A 24878-nucleotide genomic window follows, 5' to 3' on the forward strand; every position below is an offset into this window, starting at 1 on the left:
CCTGGCCAGGACTTCGGGGCGACCGGCGGTTTCCGGGCTGGCGACCGGGGAGGTCGGCCAGTCGTCAGGCCCGGCTGCGGACCGGGCGGCGCCGGCGCACCACGTGGGCGCCCGCTCCCAGGGCGGCGGCGCCGACGAGCCCCGCCCCGATCGCGGTCTCGGCAGTGGACGGGCCGAACGAGCCGCCGAGACCGCCCTGCGCGCCGTTGCCCGCGAGGATGGTGAAGCGGTGCGTGGCGACCAGGCTGTTGTCGTGGCACTTGACCGAGAGCGTGTGGTTGCCGGGCGAGGCGTGGTTGAAGATCCGGACGGTCGCGAACCCGATGGACCCGGCCGAGAGGTTCGTCTGGGGAAAGTTGCCGTTCGACCAGACCGTGCCGCCGTGGTTGCAGCCCGCCGCGCTGACCTGCATCGTCGAGCCCTGGTGCACGGAGTACGGATTGACCGTGACATTGCTGGGCCCGTTTCCGTTGCCGCCGCCCGACGGCGGGCCGCCCGCCGGGTTCGCGGAGGCGAACGGGATACTGAGGCCGATGGCGGCGCAGGCCGCCACCGTCACGGTGAGAGCGCGCAGAACACGCATGTGGAACCTCCAGCGGGAGCGCCCCGGAGCGGTCGCCCGGGAAGATCGACGAGAACGCCTCCCATGTCGAACCCTCAGGGCGGCTCGCAACCAGCGCATGTCCGCCTTTGGGCCGCAAGGTTGAGCGACACGCCGAGGCGCGGACGCCGGAGCTGACGGATCCGCAGGTCACGACCCGTCAGGCATTTATGTGACGATTACCTGGATGGCCGCACCCCTTCCGGCCCCACCACCCGTTCGCCCTTCACCGATCGCCGTCTTGCGCGCTCGCCCTTAACGTGCGTGAAGAAGGGCGTACCGGGGTGGGACAAGAACGCGGGTCGGGACCCCCGCGTCGGGAAGGGAGAGCCATGACCGAGGACGAGGGTGAGCAGCCACGCAGGAGACGATCCCCCTGGGGCGTGCTCGCGCTGGTCATGCTCACCGGCCTCGCCATGATGCGCAACGGCGCGGAGGTCGACGAGGGGCCGCCCCAGCCGGCCGCGGCGGCCGCGGTCGGGGCTCCCTCCGAGCAGCAGCCGTCGGATGCGTCGGCGGCCGCCCAGCCACAGGCTCCGGTGGAGGTGCTGGAACACTCGTCGGTCCAGCGCATCAAGATCCCGGAGATCAAGGTGGACGCGCCGGTGATGGCGGTGGGGCTGGACGCGCAGGGCTTCATCGACGCCCCGCCGCCCCAGGACCCGAACCTGGCCGGCTGGTACCTCAACGGCATTTCGCCGGGCCAGCGCGGCTCGGCGGTGATCGTGGGCCACGTCGACAACGCGCGGGGTCCGGCGGTCTTCTACGGCCTGGGCTCGCTGCGCAAGGGCAACCACATCGAGGTGGAGCGCTACGACGGGCGCACGGCGGTCTTCGAGGTGTACGGGGTGGAGGTGTTCTCCAAGAACACCTTCCCCGGTTCCCGGGTGTACGGGGACACCGGGCAGCCCGAGCTCCGGGTGATCACCTGCGGCGGCGGCTACTCGAAGGCCCGCGGCTACGACGGCAACGTCGTGGTGTTCGCCCGCATGGTGCAGGCGCGCTGAGGCCGTCCGCGGCCCGCTGACGGGGCCGGCCCGGAGCCGGCCCCGGCCCGCCCCCCACCGGAACCGCCGGGGAAACGGCTCCTCAGCGGGGCGGAAGCGGGGGCAGCGTCATCCGGAAACCGCGGGCGAGCAGCTGGGGCAGGTACGCGTCGAGCGCGCGCACGCTCTGCGAGCGGTTGCCGCCCGCGTCGTGGTTCAGCACGATCACGCCGGGTGCCGCTCCCTTGAGCACGCGGGAGACGATCGCGGTGGTGCCCGGCTCCGTCCAGTCCAGGCTGTCCACGGTCCAGGCGAGCGGCTCCATGCCCAGTTCGGCCCCGATCTCGAACGCCGCCCGGTTCCATGCCCCGTACGGCGCCCGGAACCACAACGGGGCCTCTCCCACTGCCTCCTGTACGACGTCGCTCGTGCGGGCGATCTCGGAGGCGAGGGCGGGCCGGCTGAGGTTGGGGATGAGCGGGTGGGTCCAGGTGTGGTTGCCGATGACGTGGCCTTCGGCGTTCATCCGGCGCAGCAGGTCCCGGTTGTCGGTGGCCATCTCCCCGCAGACGAAGAACATCGCGCGGACGCCGTGGCGCGAGAGGGTGTCGAGGATGGCCGGTGTGTAGCGGGGGTCGGGTCCGTCGTCGAAGGTGAGCACCATGGCGTTCGCCGGGCCGACGCCGGACGGCAGGTGCAGGAAGGGCCGGGTGCGCACCGCGGGCTTCGCGGCCTGGGGGCGCAGCGGGGCCTCGGCGGTCATGGGGTCCAGGCGGTACGCCGTCCGGCCGAGGGCCTGGGCCCGCAGGGAGCGGACCCCGCCGGGTCCGGCGGCTCCGCCGGGTCCGGGCAGGCCTGCGGCGGGCCCGTTGCCCGGGCCGCCGACCGTGGCGCCGGGTTCGGGGCTGCCGCCCTCGCCGCCGGTGAGCAGTCCGGAGGCGGCGGCGACTCCGAGGAAGACGGCGGTACGCAGGAGCGCGCGTCGCCCTACTGTCGGCTCGTCATTTTTCATTATTACTACGTATCAACGACATCGCCGTGGATGTCGAGAGGCGCGGACGCGCCTCCTCCCCCTCACCCGTTCAGCCGCGCCGCACCAGCGGGAACGGCAGCGTCTCCCGGATCGTCAGGCCGGTGAGGAACATGACGAGCCGGTCGACGCCGATGCCCAGACCGCCGGTCGGCGGCATGGCGTACTCCAGCGCGTCCAGGAAGTCTTCGTCGAGTTCCATGGCCTCCGCGTCTCCGCCGGCCGCGAGCAGCGACTGGGCGGTGAGTCGGCGCCGCTGTTCGACGGGATCGGTCAGCTCCGAGTAGGCGGTGCCCAGCTCCGTGCCGAAGGCCACCAGGTCCCAGCGCTCGGCGAGGCGCGGGTCCACCCGGTGCTGCCGGGTGAGCGGGGAGACGTCGGTCGGGAAGTCCTTGTAGAAGGTGGGCAGCTCGGTCCGCTCCTCCACCAGCCGCTCGTACATCTCCAGTGCCACGTCGCCCCGGGTGTCCTCGGGGGCGTGCGGCACCTTCGCCCGGTCGCAGAGCCCGCGGAGCACGTGCTCGGGGGTGTCCGCGCCGACTTCCTCGCCGAGCGCCTCGCTGATCGCCCCGTACATCGTCTTGACCGGCCAGGGGCCGGAGATGTCGTGGACGACGAGCTTCCCGTCGGCGCCGGCCTTGTGGGCGACCGGCGAACCGAAGGCTGCGGTCGCGGCGCCCTGGATCAGCTCGCGCGTGAGGTCGAGCATGACGTCGTAGTCGGCGAAGGCCTGGTAGGCCTCCAGCATGGTGAACTCGGGATTGTGCTTGTAGGAGACGCCCTCGTTGCGGAAGGTCCGGCCCATCTCGAAGACCTTCTCCAGGCCGCCGACGCACAGCCGTTTGAGGTACAGCTCGGGGGCGATGCGCAGGTACAGGTCGAGGTCGTAGGCGTTGATGTGGGTGCGGAAGGGGCGGGCGTTCGCCCCGCCGTGGATCTGCTGGAGCATCGGCGTCTCGACCTCCAGGTAGCCGCGGTCCAGCAGTCCCTGGCGCAGCGCCTGCACCGCGGCGGACCGGGCCCGTACGACGTCCCGGGCCTCCGGGCTCGCCACGAGGTCGAGGTAGCGGCGCCGTACCCGCGCCTCGGGGTCGGCGAGACCCTTGCGCTTGTCGGGCAGCGGGCGCAGGCATTTGCCGGTGAGCTGCCAGGAGTCGACCACCACGGACAGTTCGCCGGACTTGCCGGCACCGACCACGCCGGTGGCGACGACGTGGTCGCCGAAGTCGACCTGCGAGGTGAAGGCGTCCAGGACGTCCGCGCCGGCCTCCTCGCGGGTCAGCAGCAGCTGGATGTCCCCGGACCAGTCGCGCAGGACGGCGAAGACCACCCCGCCGAGGTCGCGTACGACCATCACGCGTCCGGCGAGGGTGACCCGTTCGCCCGTGCGGGCGCCGGGCGGGTGACCGGGGACGGCCGGGTGGGCGGCCTTCAACTGCTCCGCGGTGTGGGTGCGCTGCGGGATCCCGACGGGGTACGGGTCGGTGCCGGCGGCCCGGATCCGCTCCAGCTTGGCGTGGCGCACCCGGACCTGCTCGGGCAGCCGCTCGGTCCGCGCCGCCGCGGCGCCCTTCTCCCCGGCGAGGTCCAGGGCGAGGGAGTCGATCGAGGGCAGCCCCTCGGTGCTGGCCGGGGCGGTGAGTCCCCTGGCGTGGCCCTTGCCCCACAGCTTGCGCAGGCTCGGTACGGAGACGAAGCCCTCCGCGATGCCGGAGGCGAGGCTGACCCGGGCGAGCGAGCCGGCGTCCTGGTAGCAGAGGAACCGCGGGTACCACTCGGGCCCGTACTTGACGTTCGAGCGGTACAGCGCCTCCAACTGCCACCAGCGCGAGAAGAACAGCAGGAGCCCCCGCCACAGCCTGAGGACCGGTCCGGCGCCGATCCGGCCGCCCTCCTCGAAGGCGGAGCGGAAGACGGCGAAGTTCAGGGAGATCCGGTGGACGCCCAGGCCGGGAGCGGCGGCGCACAGCTGGGCCACCATGAACTCCATGACCCCGTTGGGGGCCGTACGGTCGCGGCGCATCAGGTCCAGGGAGATGCCGTCCTTGCCCCAGGGCACGAAGGACAGCAGGGCTATCAGTTCGCCGTCGGCGTCGAAGGCCTCGACGAGCAGGCAGTCCCCGTCGGCGGGGTCGCCGAGCCGGTCCAGGGCCATGGAGAAGCCGCGTTCGGTCTCGGTGTCGCGCCAGCGGTCGGCGCGGTCGACGATGCGCTGCATCTCCTCCTCGGTGAGGGCGGAGTGGCGGCGTACGAGGGTGGTGGCGCCGGTGCGGCGGACCCGGTTGACGGCCTGGCGGGTCACCCGCATGTCGCGGCCGTCGAGGTCGAAGCGCGCCACGTGCAGGATGGCCTCGTCGCCGAGCTGGAGGGCGCTGAGCCCGGAGCGCGCGTACGCCGTCGCGCCGTCCTCGGAGGCCCCCATCACGGCGGGCTGCCAGCCGTGGCGGCGGGCGACGGTCAGCCATGCGTTGATGGCCGGGGTCCAGGCGGCCGGGTCGCCGACCGGGTCCCCGCTGGCGAGGCAGACACCGGCTTCGACGCGGTAGGTGACGCCCGCCCTGCCGTTGGGGGCGAAGACGACGGCCTTGTCGCGGCGGGTGGCGAAGTAGCCGAGGGAGTCGCTGCGCCCGTATGCGGCGAGCAGGGCGCGGATGCGGGGCTCCTCGTCCCCGTGCAGGGCGGCGGTCAGCCGCTGGGAGCGGAAGAGGGTGGCGGCGGCGTTCAGCAGGGCGAGGGCGCCGAAGAGGCCGAGCAGGAAGTACAGCGGCCGGGGCGGGTGGCCGTCGAACCGGCGGGCCGAGAAGAGACCGCCGAAGACCTGCTTCGCGGCCCAGTCGAGCCACTGCCCCCTGGGCAGGGTCCCGGGGAACAGCGCGACCAGGCCCCAGCCGAGCAGCACGGCGGTGAGCAGGCCGAGGCCCAGGACGAGCAGCGCCCTCCAGAAGGCGCCGGGCCGGGAGGCCGCGTAGAACTCCTTGCGGGCCGCGATCAGGAGCACGAGGGCCGCGATGGCGATGACCATGGAGGGTCCGCCGACCCAGTAGTACCCGTCGGCCACGATCAGGAGGTCGACCAGGATCAGCAGGGCCAGATAGGTGACGACGATCCACCAGGCGACCTTCTTGCGGGTGCCGAGCGCCGCGGCGAGCAGGAAGAGGAAGACGGCGTAGGCGAGGTTCTCGCTGACGGGCACGACGAACTCGTCGAGGAAGCGGACGAAGTGCCTCAGCAGGTGCCGCAGCGTCGGGGAGAGCGCGAGCACGGCGCACACCAGCCCGAGCGTTCCGAAGAACGCGGCGAATCCGTCGGGCACCCGGTTCAGGAAGCGGTTCCGGGTGCCCCGGGTCTCCTCCACGGTGGCACTCATGGTTCGCACTGTAGGGAGGGCGGCGGCGGTCCGCGCGTCGAGCCCGAACGCGGGGGCGCGGAGCGCGTGGCCTACTCGGCCATGGTGAGGCCGTTCTTGGCGGCGCCGCGGCTGAGGACGGCCTCCGAGACGGTGTCCTGGGCGCTCTCGTAGTCCTTGCGGCCGGGATGCGCGGCGAGTGCGGCCGGCAGGTTGACGACCTTGCCCGCGGACAGGTCCATCATCTGCGGGACGAACTCGGCCTTGGTGACCTGCCAGCGGCCGCCCGCGGCGGCGGGCGGGGCGAAGGTGAAGCGGCCGATCGAACCGTAGTTGCCGCGCATGTCCCGCGCGCCGGAGTAGTTGAACATCTCTCCGGCGACCTGGTCGCCCATGCCGTAGACGATCCAGGTGCCGTTGAGCTGCTCGTAGGCCTGCGGTATGTGGGCGTGGGTGCCGAGGACCAGGTCGATGTCGGGGCGTCCGCCGGTCTGCGAGGCCGTGAGCGCCTTGCCCAGGGAGAGCTGGGTCGCGTCCGGCTCGGTCTGCCATTCGGTGCCCCAGTGCAGGCTGACCACGACCACGTCCGCGCCGGCCTTCCGGGCGGCCCGCGCATCCGCGAGGATCTTGTCCTGCTCCATCAGGTTGACGGCCCACGGCTGGCCCTCGGGCATCGGATAGCCGTTCGTGTCGTACGTGTAGGCGAGGTGTGCGACCTTCGCGGAGCCCGCCGTGTAGAGGGCCGGGGTGGCTGCCTCGGCGGCCGTACGGGCCGAACCGGCGTGTTTGAGGCCGAGCTTGTCGAAGGTGTCCAGGGTGCGCTTGATCCCCGCGCTCCCCCCGTCCAGGGTGTGGTTCGAGGCCGTGGAGCAGCCGTCGTACCCGGCGTCCTTGAGGCCCTCGGCGACCGCGGGCGGGGACTGGAAGGCGGGGTAGCCGGTGAAGGGGCCGCCGTCCTCGCCGTAGACGGTCTCCATGTGGCATATCGCCAGGTCGGCGGCCGAGACCAGCGGTTTGACGCCGGAGAACATCGGCTTGAAGTCGTATCCGCCGCCGTGCGCGTCGGCCGCGGCCCGCTTGATGATCGAGTCGTGGGGCAGTACGTCGCCGCTCGCGACCAGGGTGAACCCCTTGGCGGCGCCTTCGGGGGGCGCGGTGCCGGAGCGGTCGGCCCGGGACGGCGGCGGGGCCTGCGCGTTGCCGAGGCGGGTGGCGGACGCGGATTGTCTGCCGTCGGAGCAGCCTGCGGCGGTGGCCGCCAGCAGGGCCGCGGATATCAGCGCGAGGGTGTGGCGGGTGTGCTTGGACATGTGGGTCGGTTCCCCTTCACGGAATCAATACGACCATCGGATCATCTGCTGTCGATAGAAGTTCCCGCATGTCAAGAAGCGGCTCCGCAGCGGGAGGACAACTCACCCGGACGGCCGTTCGCCGCGCCGTTCAACCGTTCGTCGCCGGGCGCGGCCGCCCACCGGACGACCCGGGTGCTTGGGCGCAACGGCGGCACAGGACGGTTCCCGGGGCGCTCCGTGCAGGTGAGGGTGGATCCGTCGGACCCGAACGGACCCAGGAAGGAGCCACTCGTGCCCCTCTCCCCCACCCTGCTGCGCACGGACCCCGAGACGCTGGCGGAGCTCCAGCGCGACCACGGGCGGGCCCTGTTCGGATTCCTGCTCGGCCTCACCGCCGGAGACCGCCAGCGTGCCGAGGACCTCGTCCAGGAGACCCTGGTCCGGGCCTGGCAGCACCCCGAGGTCCTGGAGAGCGACCACGAGTCCATGCGCCCCTGGCTGTTCACGGTGGCGCGGCGGCTCGCGATCGACGCCCGCCGGGCCCGGCTGTCCCGGCCGCAGGAGGTCGACCCGGAGGGACTGGAGCAGGCGCCCGCTCCCGAGGACGCGGTGGCCGGCTCGGTCACGGCCATCGACGTCCGCAGAGCCGTGGGGTCCCTGGGGCCGGAGCACCGCGAGGTGCTGGTGCAGGTCTACTTCCAGGACCGCTCGGTGGCCGAGGCCGCGGCGGAGCTGGGGATTCCGGCCGGCACGGTCAAGTCCCGTACGTACTACGCCCTGCGGGCCCTGAGGAAGGGCCTCCAGGGATACGGGTACGGGCTCGGCGCCTGAGCGGGACGGGAGCGGCACTCAGGGAACGACCCGAATGCCCGCGGATCGGACAAGAAGCGCATCGAAATCGGCCTCAGAGCGTTCAAGTTGGGTAAACCTCCCCCGTTCCGCGAGTGGCTCGGTGAAGGCTCATGGCTGACGACGGGAAGCTGACGCGCGGGAGAAGGTGGAAACGGTGCAGCCCGAGGGTATGAACGGCACCAGTGACGGCGGGCTCGCGGTGCCCATGGCATGGCTCTACGCGGAGTACATCGCCGACGAACTGCTGCGCACGGGCCGGCTGATCCCGGTCAGCACCCTGGAGTTCCGCGCCGGGCGCGACACACTGGCCCTGACCATCTACCTCTCCGACGCGGCCGGCGAGCTCTCCGGGATCCGGGTGGTCTCGCAGCTCGACGAGTGGCTGTCGCTGACGGCGTACGGGCATCCGTGGCGCGACTGGGTCCACACCCGCTTCCTCGCGCTGGGCGAGGAGGCCCGGGAACGCGGGCGCGGTGAGGACCCCGACCTCGAACTGGCCCGGGCCGCCTGGCGCTGGCTGGACCACACCGAGCTGTTCGCCACCAACCTCGATCCCGGCGGACACGACCCCGCCGACGCCCCGCCGGGCCTGGATGAGAACGCGCGGGTGTGGACGCCCGCGTGGCAGCTGGGGCTGCCGCTGGGCCACCTGGCGATGCACCTGTTCTGAGGAACGGTCCGTCCCTGCGGGACGCGGTCCCCGCGAGCCGGGGCCCGCGGGCCTACTGCTTGCGCGGGCCCGGTACCGGCGCCTCGGCCGGGTCCATCACCAGGCCGGTGAAATCGGCCTCGTTGCGCTCGGCCCGGGTCACGTACCAGCGGCCGATGAGCCACATCACCGGGTACACCACCAGCCCGAGGGCCACCCACTCCAGCGGCCCCGACGCCGAGCGCGGCAGCGCGAACAGCAGGGGCAGGGTCCCGACCAGCAGGGCGAGGGCGGCCAGGGCGCCCAGACCCGCGCGCAGTTGGCTGCGCATGAGGGCGCGTACGTAGGTGGCACCGAGGGTCGTCTGCTCGGAGATCTCCGAGCGCGCCGGGGTGTGCGCGGGCGGACGGCGGCGGGCGCCGCGGGGCACGCCCGTGACGACCTCGCGCCGGGGCGGCTGCGGCCCCGGCTGCTGCGGCGACTGCGGCTCGGACATGGTGCGGAAGTGTACGCAGCCGCGGGTCCGGCGAGGAGGCCGCGAGGAGACCCGGTCGAGGAGGCGGGGCTCATTTCAGGAGGCGGGAGAGCCTGCGGTCGGCGAGCGGCTTGCCGCCGGTCTGGCAGGTCGGACAGTACTGCAGCGAGGAGTCCGCGAAGGAGACCGATCGGATGGTGTCCCCGCACACCGGGCACGCCTCTCCCTCCCTCCCGTGCACGCGCAGCCCGCTCTTCTTCTCGGCCTTGAGGCTCCCTGCGGCCACGCCGTGCGCGCGGGCGACCGCCTCGCGCAGCGTCTCCCGAACGGCCTCGTAGAGGTGTGCGACCTGCTCGTCGTCGAAGGAGGCGGCCAGTTTGAACGGCGAGACCTTGGCCGCGTGCAGGATCTCGTCGCTGTAGGCGTTGCCGATCCCGGCGATGACGCCCTGGTCGCGCAGGACGCCCTTGATCTGCCGGCGCTCGCCCGCCAGCAGCACGGCGAACGCGTCCCGGTCGAAGTCCTCGGCCAGCGGGTCCGGCCCCAGGCGGGCGATGCCCGGCACCTCCTGCGGGTCGTGGACCACGTACATCGCAAGCCGCTTCTGGGTGCCCGCCTCGGTCAGGTCGAAGCCGCCACCGCCCTCCAGCGCCACCCGCAGGGCGAGCGGCCCCTTGCCGGGGCGGGGCGGCCGGTCGGGCAGGTCGTCGTGCCAGCGCAGCCAGCCGGCCCGGGCGAGGTGGGTGACGAGGTGGAGCTCCCCGATCCGCATCGCGAGGAACTTGCCGTAGCGGGTGGTGGTCCCGGCGGCCTGCCCTTCGAGGGCGCTGAGCGGGGGGTCGTACGTCTTGAGCACGCTGACGGCGAGCGGGAGGACGCGCTCCACCACCCGCCCGGCCAGATGCGCGTCGAGGAACTCCCGGAGGGCCTCGACCTCGGGCAGCTCGGGCATGCCACCAGCCTGCCAACGCTTCCGGCCCTGCGCCAGCGCAGCCCGGAGCGCGCCGGCGCAGCGCCGAGCCGGTCAGGGCAGCGCCGGGGCGGGTCAGCGCAGCGCCGAGCCGGTCAGGGCAGCGGCCGGGTCAGGGCAGGGAGAACTCGCACCACACGCACTTGCCGCTGCCGCGCGGCTCGACTCCCCAGACCTCCGCCAGGCGGTCGACCAGCATCAGCCCTCGCCCCGACACCCCTGCGCTCCCCGCCTCGCGCCGCCGGGGCAGGGCACTGGAGCGGTCCTCGACCTCCACCCGGAGCCTGCGCTGTGCTCCGGCCAGGACCCGCAGGGTCACGATGGCCGGGCCGTCCGTGTGCATCAGGGCGTTCACGATCAGCTCGTCCGCGACGAGTTCGATCTCGTCGGCCCTCTCCCGCGCGCCCCACGCCCGCACCGCCGCCCCGATCATGTGGCGGGCCGCGACCAGCGCCTCGGGGTCCCCCGGGGCCACGTGCTGCTGCAGGCGGCCGCCGCCCTGCGGGGTGTCCTTGACCTGGCGGCGCAGCAGGAGCAGCGCCATGTCGTCGTCGCCGCCGCGCTCGTCGATCACCCCGCACAGCCGGTCCGCCAGCTGCTGGAGGTCCGAGGGCCCGCTGCGGATCAGCGCGGTGAGGAGCTGCACCCCGTCGTCGAGGTCCGCGCCGGGCTGTTCCACCAGGCCGTCCGTGCACAGCAGAAGCGTTTCCCCGGGGTCCAGTTCCACCGTGGTCACCGGATAGTCCAGGCGGCCGAACTCCGTCGACAGCCCCAGCGGCATCCCGCCCTCCACCGCCAGCCTCCGGCAGCCGCCGTCCGGGGTGCGCACGAGCGGGTCGATGTGCCCGGCCCTCACCAGTTGCAGGACTCCCGTCGCGAGGTCGGCCTCCGCGTACGTGCACGTCGCGAAGCGGTCGGTGTCGAGCTCGTGGAGGAACGAGGACGCCCGGGCCATGACCGTGCCCGGTGAGTGTCCCTCGGCGGCGTAGGCGCGCAGCACGATCCGCAGCTGGCCCATGACCGCCGCCGCGTGCGTGTCGTGGCCCTGGACGTCGCCGATGATCGCCCCGACTCGGCCGCCGGGCAGCGGGATGACGTCGTACCAGTCCCCCCCGATGTCCTGGCCCATGCGGGCGGAGCGGTAGCGGACCGCGATGTCGGCGCCGGGTACCGAGGGGATCCGGCGCGGCAGCATCGCCTGTTGGAGGCCCTCCGCCAGATCGTGCTCCTGCTCCAGGAGCATCGCGCGCTGCAGGCTCTGCGCGATGCTGCTGCCGAGCGCGACGAGGAGGTTGCGCTCGTCCTGGGTGAAGCCGTCCTTGTCCTTGTAGAGCAGCCCGAGCGCGCCTATGGGGCGGGCCTGGGCGATCAGCGGCAGGTAGGCGGCCGCCGAGATGTCCATGTACGAGATCTTGGCCCAGAGCCCGGGGTAGTCGTGGGCGAACTCCTGGGCGGAGTCGAGGAACCGCGGCTGGAGCGAGCGGACGACCTCGCTCATCGGGTACTGCTCGTCGATGCGGGTGTAGCGGGTGCCGGGGACGAAACTGCCCACCGGCCCCTCGGCCACGAGGTGGATCCGGCCCGCCTCGACCAGGCCCATCACCATGCCCATGGTGCCGAGCCGCTCCAGGCCGTGGGCGTCGCCGAGGGCGTCGATGACGTCCTGCACGGTCCTGGCGTGGGCGAGGGCGGCGGTGGTGCTCTCGACGACGGAGGTCTGCCGGCGGCGCTCCTCGTCCAGGCCGAGGCGCTCCGCCGAGTGGCTGAGCTCCTCGGTGGCGTCCCGGACGATGCCGATGATCCTGAACGGGCGGCCGTCCCGCTCGCGCATGACGCGGCCCTGGGTGTGCGTCCAGCGCAGGGTGCCGTCGCGGCAGCGGATGCGGAAGTACGCGCCGTAGCTGTCCACGCCGCTCTTGAGGGCGCCGGCGACGAGCGCGTCCAGACGGGTCGCCTCGGACGGCGGGACGCGCGGGGAGAGGGATTCGGGCCGGCCGTCGTAGTCCTCGGGGGCCGTGTCGAACACGTCCAGGGCCGCCGCGTCCATGTGCATGAGACCGGTGACCAGGTCCCAGTCGAAACTTCCCATGCGGTTGAGCGAGAGCGACCGGTCCGGGTGTGCGGGCCAGTCGTCCGGCAGCGATACGGTGGTCGGCACCGGTCCACCATGACACACGGGCCGGTCAGGCGCTCTCCAGGTCGGAACCGGGGTCCGGGGGCTGCTGCTGGTCCGGGAGGGGAGCGAGCTCGTCCTGGCCGCGCGGGCCGAACGGGTCGTCCGGCACGTTCGGGTCCTGGGGTGACAGCGGGTCCTGGGGGGACGACAGCGGGTCCTGCGGGGACAGCGGATCCGCAGGGGACAACGGATCCCGGGGGGACAGCTGATCCCGAGGGGACAGCGGGTCCGGAGGGGACAACCGGTCCCGGGGGGAGTCCGGCGGCGGGGCCGCGCCGTCGGGCGCGGGCGGTACGCCCGGGTCGGCCTGCGGCGCCGCCTCGGACGGGCCTCCCGGCGGCACTGCCGAGGGGGCGGACTGCGCCGGCGGCGGGGGCTGCGCCGGCTGCTGCGGCGGCGCCGGTACGCGGGAGCCGTCCGAAGGCGGCCCGCTCGGCATGCCGTTCGGCGGGGCGTTCGGCGGGGTGAGGGGGACGTCCGGGATTCCGTCGGACGGGTCGTACGGGGGAACCGGCTGCGGGAGGCGGTCCTGGGCGCCGTCGTCGCCGGTGGTGCGCTCCAGCCAGCTGTTGTCGGCGATGTTGACGATGATCAGGCTGCGCAGTTCGGCGGGGGTCGGTTCGATCACGATGACCTGCGAGGGCTGGTAGGCGGCCCACTGCTCGCCCTTGAGTACCGGTGTGCCCTTGGGGGCCCGCGGCGCGAGCAGCGGATTCCCGCCGGCGCACCGGACCCGGGGCATGCCGTGGGCGTCGACGAGCACGGCGGTCCCCGCCTGGAGCACGGACTGGAAGGGGTGGGCTCGGCCGTCCCGGAAGCCGTGGCTGGTGACCCGGGTGTCGGCGCGCAGCACCACGGGGGTGAGGCCGCGCAGGAAGTCGGGGACCTTCGCCGTATCGACGGCTGCCGCCTCGGCGAAGGCGCGGGTCTTCTTGTCGTCCTTCGTCAGGGCACTGACCTGCTGTTCCACATCGCAGCTGCCGTACCGCTCGGTGCCGCCGTACAGACCGGGGGTGGCCGCGCTCACGGTGCGGATGCCCTTGCCGGTCCGGTTGGGCAGCGGCGCCTGGAGCGGGGCGGACTCGCCGGGGGCGGAGGAGGGGGTGAAGGGGTCGAGGCCGGCGGCCGCCACGGGCTGGAGCTGGACGTCCTGGCTCTCGGGCCCGGCCGTGCCGCCCTGCTGCTCCTCGGCGCCGCCGCATGCCGCGGCGCACAGGCCGACGAGAGCGAAGAGGGCGGCGCGGACCGGCGTGTGACGACGCGGCGCCTGACGGGGTGTCGGTGCGTGCACGGATATCTCCCTTTTCGCCCAGGGTGTTCCCTCTTGTCTGCCGCATCCGAGAGAGGGCCGCAACCGGAGCGCCGCCAGACCCCCTCCCGGTCTTGAACATGTTCAAGGGACCCCGTAAGGTCGCCATCGACGGTTGAACGCGTTCAAAGCGTTGGGCCGCTTGAGGAGGGGAGTCCGCGGTGGCGGTATTGGTGCATCTCATCGTCACCCTGGGCATGCTCTGCGTCGTGCCCCTGGGTCTGCGCCTGATCGACCCGGTCGGGCTGCTCGGGACCGCCCGGATCTGGCCCCTCCTGGCAGCCCCCGGGGCCCTGTGCCTCTGGCTGCCGCGTGGCGCCGGCGCCGCGGCGCTCGCCGCGCTCTACGCGGCGGCCACGCTGGTCCTCGCCGCCCGGGCGGCGCAGCGGCTGCTGCGGGCCCTCTCCGGGACTCCGTCCGGGGGTACCCGCCGGCTCGCACCGTCCGAGGTCGCGGTGCTCACCGCGCTCGTCTCGCCCTCGGTCGCCGGGACCGCCCTGGTCGCCGAACGCGCCGGCTGCCGGCTCTTCGGCTTCGACCTCGACATCCTGGCCCTGACCGTGCCCCACTTCCACTTCGCCGGTTTCACGGCCGCCCTCGTCGCGGGACTCGTCTGCCGCGCGGCGGAGCCCGGGCCCGGAGCCGGCGCCCTGGCGCGCGGGGCGGCGTACAGCGTCCCCGGTGGGACGCTGCTCGTGCTCCTCGGCTACTTCGTGGACGACTGGGCCGAACTGGCGGGCGCGGTGGTGCTGACCGCCGGCATGTGGGCCGTGGCGCTGCTGACCTGGCAGGAGATCCGGCCCACCGGCCGCGACCGGACGGCGCGGGCGCTGCTCGGGACCTCGGCCGTGGTCCTGGTGGCCACCATGCTGCTCGCCCTGTGGTGGGCGCTCGGCGAGGCCACCGGGCTCGTACACCCCACCTTGACCTGGATGGCCGCGACCCACGGTCTCGGCAACGCGCTCGGCTTCGCCCTGTGCTCGGTGCTGGCCTGGCGCCGGCTGACCGGGGCACAGCACAGCCCGCGACACATGGAGGAGAGCACCCCGTGACCCGACTCATCAGCACCGGCCGGACCGCCTTCGACCCCCGGTACGCCCACCGGGCTTTCAACTACGCGGAGCGGAACGCGACGGAGCACCGGCCGCTGCCCGCCGGATACAACCACCTGCACCTCCGCACCCGGATCGGCTCGGGCCGCGCCGTCTTCGAGGCCGCCGGGACCGCCGTCACCACCTTCCGCGCCCACCGCGCCTCGGGGATGCTCGTCCGCGCCGACCACGGCGCCGTGCGGCCGGGCACCCGGGTGGTGGTCGGCATCGGCTTCGGTCCGCTGCGGATCAGCGCCCCCTGCCAGGTGGTCCGGACCGCGTACGACCCCGGGCGCACCGGTTTCGCGTACGGGACGCTGACCGGGCACCCGGAGAGCGGCGAGGAGTCCTTCATGGTCATCCGCGACGCCGACGACACGGTGTGGTTCGAGGTGACCGCGTTCAGCCGCCCGGTCGCCTGGTACACCCGCCTGGCGGGCCCGCTGATCCCCGTCTTCCAGCGGGGTTACGCCCGCCTGCTGAGCCGCACCCTGCGCAGGCTGGCCGCGGCGGCCTGATCGGCCGGATACTGGAGGCGATGGACTGGTTCACGGCGCCCGGTTACTGGCTGGGCCGGCTGGTCTTCCAGCGGGCCCTGGCAGGCGTCTACCTCTTCGCCTTCCTCGCGGCGGCCCTCCAGTTCCGGGCGCTGATCGGGGCGCACGGCATGCTGCCGGTGCCGCGCTACGTACGGTACGTGCCGTTCAAGGCGGCTCCGAGCCTCTTTCAACTGCGCTACTCGGACCGGCTCTTCGCCTGCTGCGCCTGGACGGGGGCGGCCGGGGCGGCGGCCCTGGCGGCGGGCGCGGGCGACGAGGTCCCGCTGGGCGCGGCGATGGGCCTGTGGGCGCTGTTGTGGCTGCTGTACCTGTCGATCGTGAACGTGGGGCAGACCTGGTACTCCTTCGGCTGGGAGTCGCTGCTGCTGGAGATCGGCTTCCTCGCCGTCTTCCTGGGCAATGGGCGGGTCGGGCCGCCGGTTCTGGTGCTGTGGCTGCTGCGCTGGGTGGTCTTCCGGGTGGAGTTCGGCGCCGGGCTGATCAAGATGCGCGGAGACGCCTGCTGGCGCAAGCTGACCTGCCTGTACTACCACCACGAGACGCAGCCGATGCCGGGGCCGCTGAGCTGGTTCTTCCACCATCTGCCGAGGGCAGTGCACCGGGTGGAGTGCGCCGCCAACCACGTGACGCAACTGGTGGTGCCGGTGTTGCTGTTCACCCCGCAGCCGGTCGCCTCGTACGCGGCCGGGGTCATCGTGGCCACGCAGCTGTGGCTGGTGCTGTCCGGCAATTTCGCCTGGCTGAACTGGGTGACGATCACGCCCGCCCTGTCGGCGATCGACTTCACCGGGCTCGCGGGGCCGCCCCCCGCCGCGGCCTCGCGCGGCGCGCCCGTCTGGTTCATGGTCCTGGTGTGCGCCGTGACGGTGCTGGTGCTGTGGCTCAGCCGGCATCCGGTGCGGAACATGATCTCGCGGCGCCAGGTCATGAACCGCTCCTTCGACTCCCTCCACCTGGTCAACACCTACGGCGCCTTCGGCACGGTGGGCCGGATCCGCGACGAGGTGGTCGTCGAGGGCACCGCGGACGCGCTGCCGCGCGAGGACGGGGAGTGGCGGGAGTACGGGTTCAAGGGGAAACCGGGCGATGTGCGCAGGTTGCCGCGCCAGTTCGCCCCGTACCACCTCCGGCTGGACTGGCTGATGTGGTTCGCCGCACTCTCCCCCGCGTACGCCCGGGACTGGTTCGGGCCGTTCGTGGAGAGGCTGCTGACCGGTGACCGGGACACGCTGCGGCTGATCCGGCACAACCCCTTCCCGGACGCCCCGCCCGTCTACGTCCGGGCCCGGCTCTACCGCTACCGGTTCACCACCTGGCGGGAGTTGCGCGAGACGGGGGCGTGGTGGCACCGCAGGCTGCTGCGCGAGTACCTGGCGCCGACCCGTCTCGCGCACGCGGCCCGGTCAGAGCCCGAGCGGTCGGAGCCCGAGTGGTCAGAGCCCGAGTAGCGCCGCCTCCTGCTCCTCCGTGATGCCCTTGCGCGGCCGGTCGGGGCGTTGCGGGACGACGCCGCCGAGCGAGCGGAGCCAGGCCCAGGTGTCGGCCACGGTCTCCTCCACCGGGCGGCACGTGAGGCCGGCGGCCTGGGCCTTGGCCACGTTTCCGCCGAACATGTAGTCGTGCAGTTCCCCCTCGGGCAGCCACACCGGCAGTTCGGTCCAGGGCTCGATGCCGGCCGCGGCGATCAGGGCGGGGTCGGTCCAGCGCAGCTCGGCCGCGCCGCCGGTGGCCGCGACGCAGGCCTCCAGGAAGCTGCCCATCGTGGCGTGCCCGACCGGGGAGACCAGGTTGTACGGGCCGCCGTGCCCGGCCACGGCTGCGTCCAGGGTCCAGCGGGCGAGGTCGCGCACGTCGATGTACTGGAGCGGCAGGTCCCGCGGACCGGGGGCGACCATGGGGCCGCCGCGGGCGGCCCGGTTCAGCCACCAGGGCAGTCGGCCGACGTTCTCGTACGGGCCCATGATGAGCCCGGCGCGCACGAGCAGGGCGCGGTCGCCGAAGGCGTCCAGGGCGGCGAGTTCACCGCCGCGCTTGTCCTCGGCGTAGGCGAGGGAGTCGGCGTCGGGCGAGCCCTCGACCAGCGGCCCGTCCTCGCCCATGCCGGCGGGGGCCGGGTAGGCGTAGACCGACCGGCTGGAGATGTAGGCGTACCGCCCGGCCCGGCCGCTCAGCAGGCGGGCACTGTCGCGGACCGCGGTCGGGGCGCCGGACCAGGTGTCGACGACGAGGTCCCACTTCCCCTCGGCCAGGGCATCCAGGCTGCCGGGCACCGTGCGGTCTCCGTGCACGGCGGAGGTTCCCGGCGGGCCGGCGTGGTGCCCGCGGTGGAAGAGCGTGACCTCCCAGCCGCGGTCCAGGGCGTCATCGGTGATCGCGCGTCCGACGAATTCGGTACCGCCGAGCATCAGTAGTTTCATGCGGATCAGCGTGCCCGGGCCTGGGGGGCCGGGGAAGTGGTGATCGCCCTGAGCGATGACGCTGACGGCGTACGCGATGCGGGAACTCGGGGGCACGCCGCCGCGGGCCGAGCCGTGCGGGACGCTCCCCCGCACAGCGCAGCGCCCCCGTCGCCGTGTCGGCTCGGGGGCGCCGGGACGCCGAGTCGATGCCGGGAACGCTCAGTCGATGCCGGGCAGGATGTGCGATTCCGCCAGGTCGTCCTCGTAACCCGCCAGCCGGATGGGGGCGGACCGGGCCCAGACTTCGAGGTTGCCGAGCTTGTCGGTGCGGGGGCTGTTGCGCCGCCCCGGACGCTCCGTCAGGGTCTCGTCGGGCTTCGTCGTCGTGTCTGTCACCGCGCACTCCTTTGTGTTGCGCAACCCGGCGGGCGAACCGCGTGCCGGGCACAAGGGATAAAGGGTTTCCGGACGCGGTGGCGCCGTGGTGGAGCGTGGCCCGGTTGGGGCCTTCTTGCTGCCCCTCAGAGTACACATATGAGCGCACCCCCGCTCGATGGAACGGCAAAATCCACCCCGACCACTTGATTTCTTCCTCCGTTCAGCAAGCCGTGGACCGAGGCTCCACAGCCGATGGTCTGCTCCACGGCACGAATGCGGCAGGAGTTCGGCACGAGCAGGGCGACGGAAGGGGGGGCAGCAGTGGTGGATGCGTGCCTTCGCGGCCGGCCCGGAGGGGGAAGCGGCGCCGACCCTGCGCTGCAGCTGGTCGCGGCGGGGGCGCACCCGCGCGCACGGTGAACGGGCCGCGCCCCGGCTCCTGTACGGAGGCCGGGGCGCGCAGGCTCGGGGGGTGCCGGGGTTTACCAGTTGGCGGGTGCGTAGTCCTTGAGGAACACGCCGTAGAGGTCCTCGCCGGCCTCGCCGCGCACGACCGGGTCGTAGACCCGGGCCGCGCCGTCGACCAGGTCGAGCGGGGCGTGGAAGCCCTCCTCGGCCAGGCGCAGCTTGTCGAAGTGCGGGCGCTCGTCGGTGATCCAGCCGGTGTCCACCGAGGTCATGAGGATGCGGTCGGTCTCGAACATCTCCCGGCCGCTGGTCCGCGTCACCATGTTCATCGCGGCCTTGGCGGCATTGGTGTTCGGGTGCCCCGCGCCCTTGTAGCCGCGGCTGAACACGCCTTCCATCGCGGAGACGTTGACGACGTACGCACGCCCGCTGGACGCCCGGCGGGCGGCCTCGGCCATGGCCGGCCGGAGCTTGCTGATCAGGATGAACGGCGACGTGTAGTTGCACAGCTGGGTTTCGAGCAGCTCCACCGGGGAGATCTGGTCGATGGTCTGCACCCAGGTGTTGGTCTCGACGACGTCCGGGAGCAGGCCGCCGGCGTCGATGGCGGTGCCGTCGAGATGCCGGGCGATGCTGGCGTTGCCCGCGACCAGGGCGAGGTCGGCGACCTTCTGCGCTTCGAGGCCGCTCACGCCGACGGGCAGCGCCGCCAGACCGTCGACCGCGCCGGAATTGAAGGCGCCGATGACGTGGTGGGCGGGGAGCTCACCGGCGGGGAGCGGGGCGCCCTCCCCTTCGACCAGCGCCGCGTACGCGGAGGGCAGGCGGCGCACGGTCTGCGTCGCGTTGTTGATCAGGATGTCCAGCGGCCCGGCCCCGGCCACCTGGTCGGCGAGCGCCACGGCCTGGGCCGGGTCGCGCAGGTCGATGCCGACGACCTCCAGGCGGTGCAGCCAGTCCGCCGAGTCGTCCATCGCCTTGAAGCGGCGGATGGCGTCCTTGGGGAAGCGGGTGGTGACGGTGGTGTGCGCACCGTCGCGCAGCAGCCGCAGCGCGATGTACATGCCGATCTTGGCCCGGCCGCCGGTGAGCAGCGCGCGCTTGCCGGAGAGGTCGGCACGGGCCTCGCGCTTGCCGCGGTTCTCGGCGGCGCAGTTCGGGCAGAGCTGGTGGTAGAAGTAGTCGACCTCGACGTACCGCGCTTTGCAGACGTAGCAGGAACGCGGGCGCTGGAGTATCCCGGCGATCCGGCCGGCCTCCGTGACCGAGGAGGGCAGGATCCCCTCGGTCTCGTCGTCGATGCGCTCGGCGGAGCCGGTCGCGGTCGCCTCGGTGACGGCCTTGTCGTTGGCGGTCTTGGCGGCGCGGCGCTCCTGGCGGCGGCGCTGCTTGACCGTGCGGTAGAGGCCCGCGGTGGCACGGCGTACGGTGATGGCGTCGGGGTGGTCGACGTCGAGCTTGTCCAGCTCGCCGAGCACGCTCAGGCAGAGGGCCAGGCGCTCGGGGTCGATGCCCGGCCCGTGGGCCTGCCCGTAGTCCTGGCTGTCTTCGGTCACCGTCATGGCCGCTGCCGTTCCTTGATCACTCGTCCGCGTCCGCCTGCTGCGGATGTCCCCAAAACGGCAACTGTACGGATCCGACGCGCCCGGGACCAAACCCGTTCCGCCGTCTCTCACGCAGGGCTACCGCGGGGTCACCGGAAGCAGTCCGCAGGGAGGACGCGGGGTGATCCTCTACTCCGTTCGGAGTATGCCTTGAGGATGATCGGATACCTCCTTGAGGGGGAGGAATAGGCCGCTCGGGCAAGGCATTGTGGAATCTATGAGTGCCCTTGTGCTGTCGGTCCTGCTGTGCCTGGTCTCCGCTGTGGCGTACGCGGGCGGCGCGATCGTCCAGGAGCGGGTCGCGGCCGGCACCCCGAACCGCACGTACGCGCCGCTGCGCCGACCCGGCTGGTGGGTCGCAGTCGCACTGAACGGCCTCGGCGCCCTGCTGCACGTGGTGGCGCTCGCCTACGGGCCGCTGAGCCTGGTCCAGCCACTGGGTGCGCTCACCATCGTGTTCGCGCTGCCGATGGCCGCCGTCTTCGTCCGCCGGCGGGCGGGTGCGGCGGCCTGGCGGGGCGCCCTCATGGCCACGGTGGGCCTGGCGGGCCTGCTGGCCCTGACCGGCGGGAACCGGGACGGGGACCAGCCGCTGGCCGGCGGCGAGCAGGTACTGCTGCTGCTGGCGACAGGGGCCGGCGTGGCCGTCCTGTTCCTGGCGGCGCGCCGGATGCACCGGGCGGTGCTGCGCAGCGCGCTGCTGGCCGCGGCGGCCGGTACGGCGTTCGGCATGGCCTCGGTGTTCACCAAGTCGGTCGCCGAGGGCGTCACCGGCGCGCTCGGCGCCGCCGGGTCCGCGGGCTCCCTGTGGCCCGCCCTGGCGGCGATCGCCGTGCTGGCTTCGGCCGGGCTACTGCTCTCGCAGGCCGCCTACCGGGGCGCGGGGCTGACCGCGCCGCTGGCCACCGTGACGGTGGTCAACCCGGTGGTGGCGGCGGCGGTCGGCATCACGCTCTTCGGCGAGGGCTTCCGGTACGGGGCCCTGGGCACGGCCTCGGCCCTGGCGAGCGCCGCGCTGGCGGCGGCCGGCCTGGTCCTGCTCACGGCCGTGCCGTCGCACGTGCGGGGGTCAGATGCCGACGCCGTGGCCGCGGAGGTACTTCAGCGGGTCGATGTCGGAGCCGTAACCGGGTCCCGTCCGCATCTCGAAGTGCAGATGCGGTCCGGTGGTGTTCCCGGTCGAGCCCGAGCGGCCGATCCGCTGGCCGCCCGAGACCTGCGCTCCGGCCTTGACCCCGAGCGCCGAGAGGTGGGCGTACTGCGAGTACCGGCCGTCGTGGTGTCGGATGACGACCTGGTATCCGTACGCTCCGGCCCATCCGGCGGAGACGACTTCGCCCGGGCCGACGGCCTTCACTGAGGTCCCGGTCGCCACGGGGAAGTCGACGCCCGTGTGGTAGCCGCTGGACCAGGAGGAGCCCGAGACGCGGTAGCGGGTGCCGAGGGCGGCGTCGACGGGGGCGACGAACCCGCCCGAGGCGGGCTGCGCGGCCGGCTTCTCGGCGGGTTTTTCCGCAGGCTTTGCGGCGGGCTTCTCGGCGGGCTGCTCCGCCGCGGGCTGAACGGGTTTGACGGGCTCAGCGGTGCGCGGGGGCTTCTCGGGGTTCTGGGCGGGCGGCGGCGGGGCCGGGGCGGTGGTGACGCGCAGGGTGAGCCGCTGGCCGGGGAAGATCAGGTTCGGGTCGCTGCCCACGGTCGCCCGGTTCGTCTCGTACAGCGCCTGCCAGCCGCCCTCGACGTGCCGGCTGGTGGCGATCGCCGAGAGGGAGTCGCCGGGGGCGACGACGTACGGGTTCGGCAGCACCGGCGTGCCGGTCGGGCGGGGCGCGGCGGCCTGCGGGACGGCGGCCTGCGGGGCGGTGGCGGGGGCCTTGGCCTGCTGGGTGGGGACCTGCGGGGTGGCGGCGGACGCGGGCGCGCTGCGGCTGAGCCCCGCCTGCTTCCCGCACACCGGCCAGGCCTGCGGGCCCTGCCCCTTGAGCACCTTCTCTGCGACCGCGATCTGCTGGTCCTTGGTCGCCAGGTCGGCGCGGGGGGCGTAGGCGGTGCCGCCGAAGGCGCGCCACGTGCTCTGGCTGAACTGGAGCCCGCCGTAGTAGCCGTTGCCGGTGTTGATGTGCCAGTTGTGGGTGGACTCGCACCCGGCCACCTTGTCCCAGGTGTCCAGGGAGGCGGCCTGGGCGGCGCCGGTGCCGATCAGGGGGAGCGCGATCCCGGCGCCACCGGCGGTGACGGCGAGCGATGCGCGGTTGATGCTGCTCGGCTGGTATCGGCGGTGCCGACCCCGTACACCCATGGGAGCCCCCATTGAAGACATCAGGAAGCGCACAACCTAACGTCGCGTTGGGTGCATGACAAGAGGCGCAACGGGGCGCATGCCGCCGGAAGTTGACAGGGTGTCGGTGTGCGGGAGCTCTCGCGGCACCGGTGCGGGCGCGGCCACCGGCACGACCCGCACACCGGCGCATGCGGGAGGGCGCGCGGCTCGCCCTGACCGGGGCGTGCCGTGACGGTGGCCGGGATCGCGGTGGCGGTGTCAGGCCCTGAAGAGCTGCGGGCGGCCGTACGGGGTCCGACGAGACGGGGGCGGGGCCGGGGGCGGGCGCAGGCATACGGGGCGCAGGAGGACCGGCGAGCGCGGTCCTCGTCACTGCGGCCTTCGCGACATCGCGGGCGCGCCAAGAGGCCGCTCGCGCGGCGTGGAGTGGCCCCCGGCGGCCTCAGTCAGTGCCGGCGGGGATTCTCCGGGGCCGGGAGGCCTCGTTCCGCCCCCTCCGGAGCGGTGTCCGCTCCGGAGGTCCGCACGGGCCGGTACAGCCGCTCAGCTGAGGGGTCCGGGCTGCGGGATGGGCGCGGGCCCCGGCGGGGGCGGCACCGGATCGGGCTCGGGCACCGGCCCGGGGACGGGCGGCACGGGCCGCGGAATGGGCTCGGGGTCCGGGAACGGCGGCGTCGGACTCGGCGGCTGCGGCACGGGCGACGGCTCCGGTACCGGCGGCTGCGTCTGGTCTTCGTCTGCGTATCGCACCATATGGGCCACCTTCCCCCCACCGGGCCGCCTACGCCTGCGGAAAACGGCGTCGGGCAGTAGGCCACTCCCCCGTGCGGCCCCGGGCCCGCAGGGTGGCGGGGACCGGGGCATGCACGGGTGGGGGGTGCGCCGGGACTGGGCCCGTCACCAGAGGTCGGGGCTCGCGTCCAGCTGGGTCTTGGCCGCGGCGACGACCTCCGCCGGGGCCTCGGGGGCCTGATCGGGGTGCCGGGCGGCCCAGCTCGCCGCGTACGGGCACAGCGGCACCACCGGCACGCCCTCGGAGGCGGCGATGCCGTAGAAGGCGTGCACCAGGTCCCCGGCGATGCCCCGGCCCTCGTGACCGGGCTCGACGATGGTGTGCACCGCCACCAGCGCGCTCGGCGCCTCCGCGAGCACGAAGTACGCGATCAGCCCGACGACCTGCCCGTCTTCGACGGCGAGCAGCCGCCCGGCTTCCCGCTCGTCCTTGAACTCGATCGTCCCGGTCTGCGCCATGGCCCCGACTCCCCTCAGACAGCCACCGCGTGGGGGCTGCGCTCCTGGTCCGTTCCCGGCACCGGGGCGGACGGATCCGCGCCCAGCTCGATGATCCGGTTGTCCGCGTCGACGTGTACGACACGGGGCTTCAGCGTCCTGGCCTCGGCGTCCTCGACCTGCGCGTAGCTGATCAGGATCACGAGGTCCCCGGGATGCACGAGATGCGCGGCGGCGCCGTTGATCCCGATGACCCCGGAACCGCGCTCCCCCTCGATGACGTACGTCTCCAACCGCGCCCCGTTGGTGATGTCCACGATGTGCACGAGCTCCCCGGGCAGCAGATCAGCCGCGTCGAGGAGGTCCGCATCGATGGTCACGGAGCCCACGTAGTGCAGGTCGGCCTGGGTGACGGTGGCGCGGTGGATCTTGGACTTGAACATGGTGCGAAGCATCGAGAAACTCCCGGAATGTCTGCTCCCTGCCCGCTTCGTGCAGGTCAAGGGCGTTCTCAGGACTGTACAACGATTCACCTCTCGGGGCAGCTCCCCCGGGCCCTTTCCGCGCGGCCACGACAGACGCCCGGCTGGGGTTCCCCAGCCGGGCGTCTGTCCACATTGTCCGGCCACCAGGCATCGACGCCGTTCCCGGGCGACCGGATGGCATGGATCATCCGGACTGCCCGTAATCGCCTTGGTTCTGGCCCTTCTGCTCACCCGTATCGGGCTGAGGGACCTTCTCGGGGACCTTCTCGGGGACCTTCTCGGGGACCTTCTTGGGGACCGTGGGTGTGCCGTCGTCCGTGCCCTGGTGCGTGTTCTTCTGCGTGTCCTGGTTGACGCCCTCGCGGTTGTCCTGGCCCGTGCCCTTGTTGGTGTTCTCGTTGGTGCCCTCGCGCTTGTTCTGGCTGGTGCCCTGCTTGTTCTCCTTCTTGTGCTCGCTGGTGCCCTGCTTGTTCTCCTTGCTGTGCTCGTCGGTGCCTTGCTTGTTCTCCTTCTTGTGCTCGTCGGTGCCCTGCTTGTTCTCCTTCTTGTGCTCGCTGGTGCCCTGCTTGTTCTCCTTGCTGTGCTCGTCGGTGCCTTGCTTGTTCTCCTTCTTGTGCTCGTCGGTGCCTTGCTTGTTCTCCTTCTTGTGCTCGTCGGTGCCTTGCTTGTTCTCCTTCTTGTGCTCGTCGGTGCCTTGCTTGTTCTCCTTCTTGTGCTCGTCGGTGCCTTGCTTGTTCTCCTTCTTGTGCTCGTCGGTGC

General features: G+C 72.8%; 21 protein-coding genes and 1 pseudogene. 7 read left to right on the forward strand and 15 right to left on the reverse strand.

Features of this window, described 5'->3' with window-relative positions:
- Positions 1-64: 64 nt before the first annotated feature.
- A complete protein-coding gene (locus tag AB0B01_RS21465) occupies positions 65-583 on the reverse strand; it encodes a hypothetical protein (RefSeq protein WP_361721288.1) in 519 nt (172 codons plus the stop codon).
- 350 nt (positions 584-933) lie between these two features.
- Between AB0B01_RS21465 and AB0B01_RS21470 the strand changes: the two genes are divergently transcribed.
- On the forward strand, positions 934-1608 hold the full coding sequence (locus AB0B01_RS21470; protein ID WP_361721291.1) for a class F sortase: 675 nt from the start codon (positions 934-936) through the stop codon (positions 1606-1608).
- A gap of 82 nt (positions 1609-1690) precedes the next feature.
- Here the strand turns inward: AB0B01_RS21470 and AB0B01_RS21475 are convergent, their stop codons facing one another.
- The 3 genes from AB0B01_RS21475 to AB0B01_RS21485 form a co-directional block, all read right to left on the reverse strand.
- Entirely contained in the window at positions 1691-2599 is a 909-nt protein-coding gene (locus AB0B01_RS21475) for a polysaccharide deacetylase family protein (protein ID WP_361721294.1), read from the reverse strand.
- A gap of 70 nt (positions 2600-2669) precedes the next feature.
- Entirely contained in the window at positions 2670-5984 is a 3315-nt protein-coding gene (gene lysX, locus AB0B01_RS21480) for a bifunctional lysylphosphatidylglycerol synthetase/lysine--tRNA ligase LysX (protein WP_361721297.1), read from the reverse strand.
- 71 nt (positions 5985-6055) lie between these two features.
- Positions 6056-7273: a CapA family protein gene (locus tag AB0B01_RS21485; protein WP_361721300.1), complete on the reverse strand. Its 1218-nt coding sequence runs from the start codon at positions 7271-7273 to the stop codon at positions 6056-6058.
- 273 nt (positions 7274-7546) lie between these two features.
- Between AB0B01_RS21485 and AB0B01_RS21490 the strand changes: the two genes are divergently transcribed.
- Positions 7547-8086, forward strand: a complete 540-nt coding sequence (locus AB0B01_RS21490) for a sigma-70 family RNA polymerase sigma factor (protein WP_361721303.1) — start codon at positions 7547-7549, stop codon at positions 8084-8086.
- Between the two features lie 190 nt (positions 8087-8276).
- The gene (locus AB0B01_RS21495; protein WP_361721354.1) at positions 8277-8777 is read left to right on the forward strand and encodes a hypothetical protein; all 501 of its coding nucleotides are present in this window, start codon (positions 8277-8279) and stop codon (positions 8775-8777) included.
- 52 nt (positions 8778-8829) lie between these two features.
- Here AB0B01_RS21495 and AB0B01_RS21500 read toward each other — a convergent pair whose 3' ends face one another.
- The 4 genes from AB0B01_RS21500 to AB0B01_RS21515 form a co-directional block, all read right to left on the reverse strand.
- Entirely contained in the window at positions 8830-9252 is a 423-nt protein-coding gene (locus AB0B01_RS21500; protein WP_361721306.1) for a hypothetical protein, read from the reverse strand.
- Between the two features lie 70 nt (positions 9253-9322).
- Complete coding sequence (locus tag AB0B01_RS21505; RefSeq protein ID WP_361721309.1) at positions 9323-10183, reverse strand: DNA-formamidopyrimidine glycosylase family protein; 861 nt, start codon at positions 10181-10183, stop codon at positions 9323-9325.
- A gap of 130 nt (positions 10184-10313) precedes the next feature.
- Positions 10314-12377 (reverse strand): SpoIIE family protein phosphatase, encoded by a 2064-nt coding sequence (locus AB0B01_RS21510; RefSeq protein WP_361721312.1) that lies wholly within the window; start codon positions 12375-12377, stop codon positions 10314-10316.
- A gap of 7 nt (positions 12378-12384) precedes the next feature.
- Positions 12385-13668 carry a DUF6777 domain-containing protein gene (locus tag AB0B01_RS21515; protein WP_361721315.1) on the reverse strand — a complete coding sequence of 428 codons (1284 nt, stop codon included), beginning with the start codon at positions 13666-13668 and terminating at the stop codon, positions 12385-12387.
- 179 nt (positions 13669-13847) lie between these two features.
- Here AB0B01_RS21515 and AB0B01_RS21520 point away from each other — a divergent pair, with 179 nt between their 5' ends.
- Genes AB0B01_RS21520 through AB0B01_RS21530 form a run of 3 tightly spaced genes read left to right on the forward strand, consistent with a single transcriptional unit; the run spans position 13848 to position 16785 of the window.
- Positions 13848-14738: a YndJ family protein gene (locus AB0B01_RS21520; RefSeq protein WP_361721318.1), complete on the forward strand. Its 891-nt coding sequence runs from the start codon at positions 13848-13850 to the stop codon at positions 14736-14738.
- Entirely contained in the window at positions 14735-15295 is a 561-nt protein-coding gene (locus tag AB0B01_RS21525) for a DUF1990 domain-containing protein (RefSeq protein ID WP_361721321.1), read from the forward strand. Before AB0B01_RS21520 ends, AB0B01_RS21525 begins: the two co-directional genes overlap by 4 nt.
- A gap of 20 nt (positions 15296-15315) precedes the next feature.
- Positions 15316-16785: a lipase maturation factor family protein gene (locus AB0B01_RS21530; protein ID WP_361721324.1), complete on the forward strand. Its 1470-nt coding sequence runs from the start codon at positions 15316-15318 to the stop codon at positions 16783-16785.
- Here AB0B01_RS21530 and AB0B01_RS21535 read toward each other — a convergent pair.
- The 3 genes from AB0B01_RS21535 to AB0B01_RS21545 form a co-directional block, all read right to left on the reverse strand.
- Complete coding sequence (locus tag AB0B01_RS21535; protein ID WP_361721327.1) at positions 16771-17754, reverse strand: NAD-dependent epimerase/dehydratase family protein; 984 nt, start codon at positions 17752-17754, stop codon at positions 16771-16773. The genes AB0B01_RS21530 and AB0B01_RS21535 overlap by 15 nt on opposite strands.
- 201 nt (positions 17755-17955) lie before the next feature.
- Positions 17956-18132: a hypothetical protein gene (locus tag AB0B01_RS21540; RefSeq protein ID WP_361721330.1), complete on the reverse strand. Its 177-nt coding sequence runs from the start codon at positions 18130-18132 to the stop codon at positions 17956-17958.
- A gap of 464 nt (positions 18133-18596) precedes the next feature.
- On the reverse strand, positions 18597-20084 hold the full coding sequence (locus tag AB0B01_RS21545; RefSeq protein ID WP_361721333.1) for an SDR family NAD(P)-dependent oxidoreductase: 1488 nt from the start codon (positions 20082-20084) through the stop codon (positions 18597-18599).
- A 259-nt stretch (positions 20085-20343) separates the two neighbouring features.
- Between AB0B01_RS21545 and AB0B01_RS21550 the strand changes: the two are divergent.
- Positions 20344-21171 (forward strand): annotated as a pseudogene (locus tag AB0B01_RS21550) (DMT family transporter); the annotation flags it as partial.
- Between the two features lie 24 nt (positions 21172-21195).
- Here AB0B01_RS21550 and AB0B01_RS21555 read toward each other — a convergent pair.
- The 4 genes from AB0B01_RS21555 to AB0B01_RS21570 all read right to left on the reverse strand — a co-directional run.
- Positions 21196-22422 carry a transglycosylase family protein gene (locus tag AB0B01_RS21555; protein WP_361721336.1) on the reverse strand — a complete coding sequence of 409 codons (1227 nt, stop codon included), beginning with the start codon at positions 22420-22422 and terminating at the stop codon, positions 21196-21198.
- A gap of 879 nt (positions 22423-23301) precedes the next feature.
- The gene (locus AB0B01_RS21560) at positions 23302-23655 is read right to left on the reverse strand and encodes a GNAT family N-acetyltransferase (RefSeq protein WP_361721339.1); all 354 of its coding nucleotides are present in this window, start codon (positions 23653-23655) and stop codon (positions 23302-23304) included.
- A 14-nt stretch (positions 23656-23669) separates the two neighbouring features.
- Positions 23670-24089, reverse strand: coding sequence for an aspartate 1-decarboxylase (gene panD / locus AB0B01_RS21565; RefSeq protein ID WP_356849141.1), 420 nt, complete (start codon positions 24087-24089; stop codon positions 23670-23672).
- Between the two features lie 214 nt (positions 24090-24303).
- Positions 24304-24878, reverse strand: a 575-nt coding sequence (locus AB0B01_RS21570; RefSeq protein WP_361721342.1) for a hypothetical protein, incomplete at its 5' end; no start/stop codon positions are given.

Origin of the sequence: Streptomyces sp. NPDC044571, from assembly GCF_040647115.1 — a bacterium.
GTDB lineage: Bacteria > Actinomycetota > Actinomycetes > Streptomycetales > Streptomycetaceae > Streptomyces.

What these genes read in the sequence shown, in the direction of transcription:
- AB0B01_RS21465 (WP_361721288.1), bottom strand. Translation starts at nt 583, where the DNA reads ATGCGTGTTCTGCGCGCTCTCACCGTGACGGTGGCGGCCTGCGCCGCC.
- AB0B01_RS21470 (WP_361721291.1), top strand. Translation starts at nt 934, where the DNA reads ATGACCGAGGACGAGGGTGAGCAGCCACGCAGGAGACGATCCCCCTGG.
- AB0B01_RS21475 (WP_361721294.1), bottom strand. Translation starts at nt 2,599, where the DNA reads ATGAAAAATGACGAGCCGACAGTAGGGCGACGCGCGCTCCTGCGTACC.
- lysX (WP_361721297.1), bottom strand. Translation starts at nt 5,984, where the DNA reads ATGAGTGCCACCGTGGAGGAGACCCGGGGCACCCGGAACCGCTTCCTG.
- AB0B01_RS21485 (WP_361721300.1), bottom strand. Translation starts at nt 7,273, where the DNA reads ATGTCCAAGCACACCCGCCACACCCTCGCGCTGATATCCGCGGCCCTG.
- AB0B01_RS21495 (WP_361721354.1), top strand. Translation starts at nt 8,277, where the DNA reads ATGAACGGCACCAGTGACGGCGGGCTCGCGGTGCCCATGGCATGGCTC.
- AB0B01_RS21500 (WP_361721306.1), bottom strand. Translation starts at nt 9,252, where the DNA reads ATGTCCGAGCCGCAGTCGCCGCAGCAGCCGGGGCCGCAGCCGCCCCGG.
- AB0B01_RS21505 (WP_361721309.1), bottom strand. Translation starts at nt 10,183, where the DNA reads ATGCCCGAGCTGCCCGAGGTCGAGGCCCTCCGGGAGTTCCTCGACGCG.
- AB0B01_RS21530 (WP_361721324.1), top strand. Translation starts at nt 15,316, where the DNA reads ATGGACTGGTTCACGGCGCCCGGTTACTGGCTGGGCCGGCTGGTCTTC.
- AB0B01_RS21535 (WP_361721327.1), bottom strand. Translation starts at nt 17,754, where the DNA reads ATGAAACTACTGATGCTCGGCGGTACCGAATTCGTCGGACGCGCGATC.
- AB0B01_RS21545 (WP_361721333.1), bottom strand. Translation starts at nt 20,084, where the DNA reads ATGACGGTGACCGAAGACAGCCAGGACTACGGGCAGGCCCACGGGCCG.
- AB0B01_RS21555 (WP_361721336.1), bottom strand. Translation starts at nt 22,422, where the DNA reads ATGGGTGTACGGGGTCGGCACCGCCGATACCAGCCGAGCAGCATCAAC.
- AB0B01_RS21560 (WP_361721339.1), bottom strand. Translation starts at nt 23,655, where the DNA reads ATGGCGCAGACCGGGACGATCGAGTTCAAGGACGAGCGGGAAGCCGGG.
- panD (WP_356849141.1), bottom strand. Translation starts at nt 24,089, where the DNA reads ATGCTTCGCACCATGTTCAAGTCCAAGATCCACCGCGCCACCGTCACC.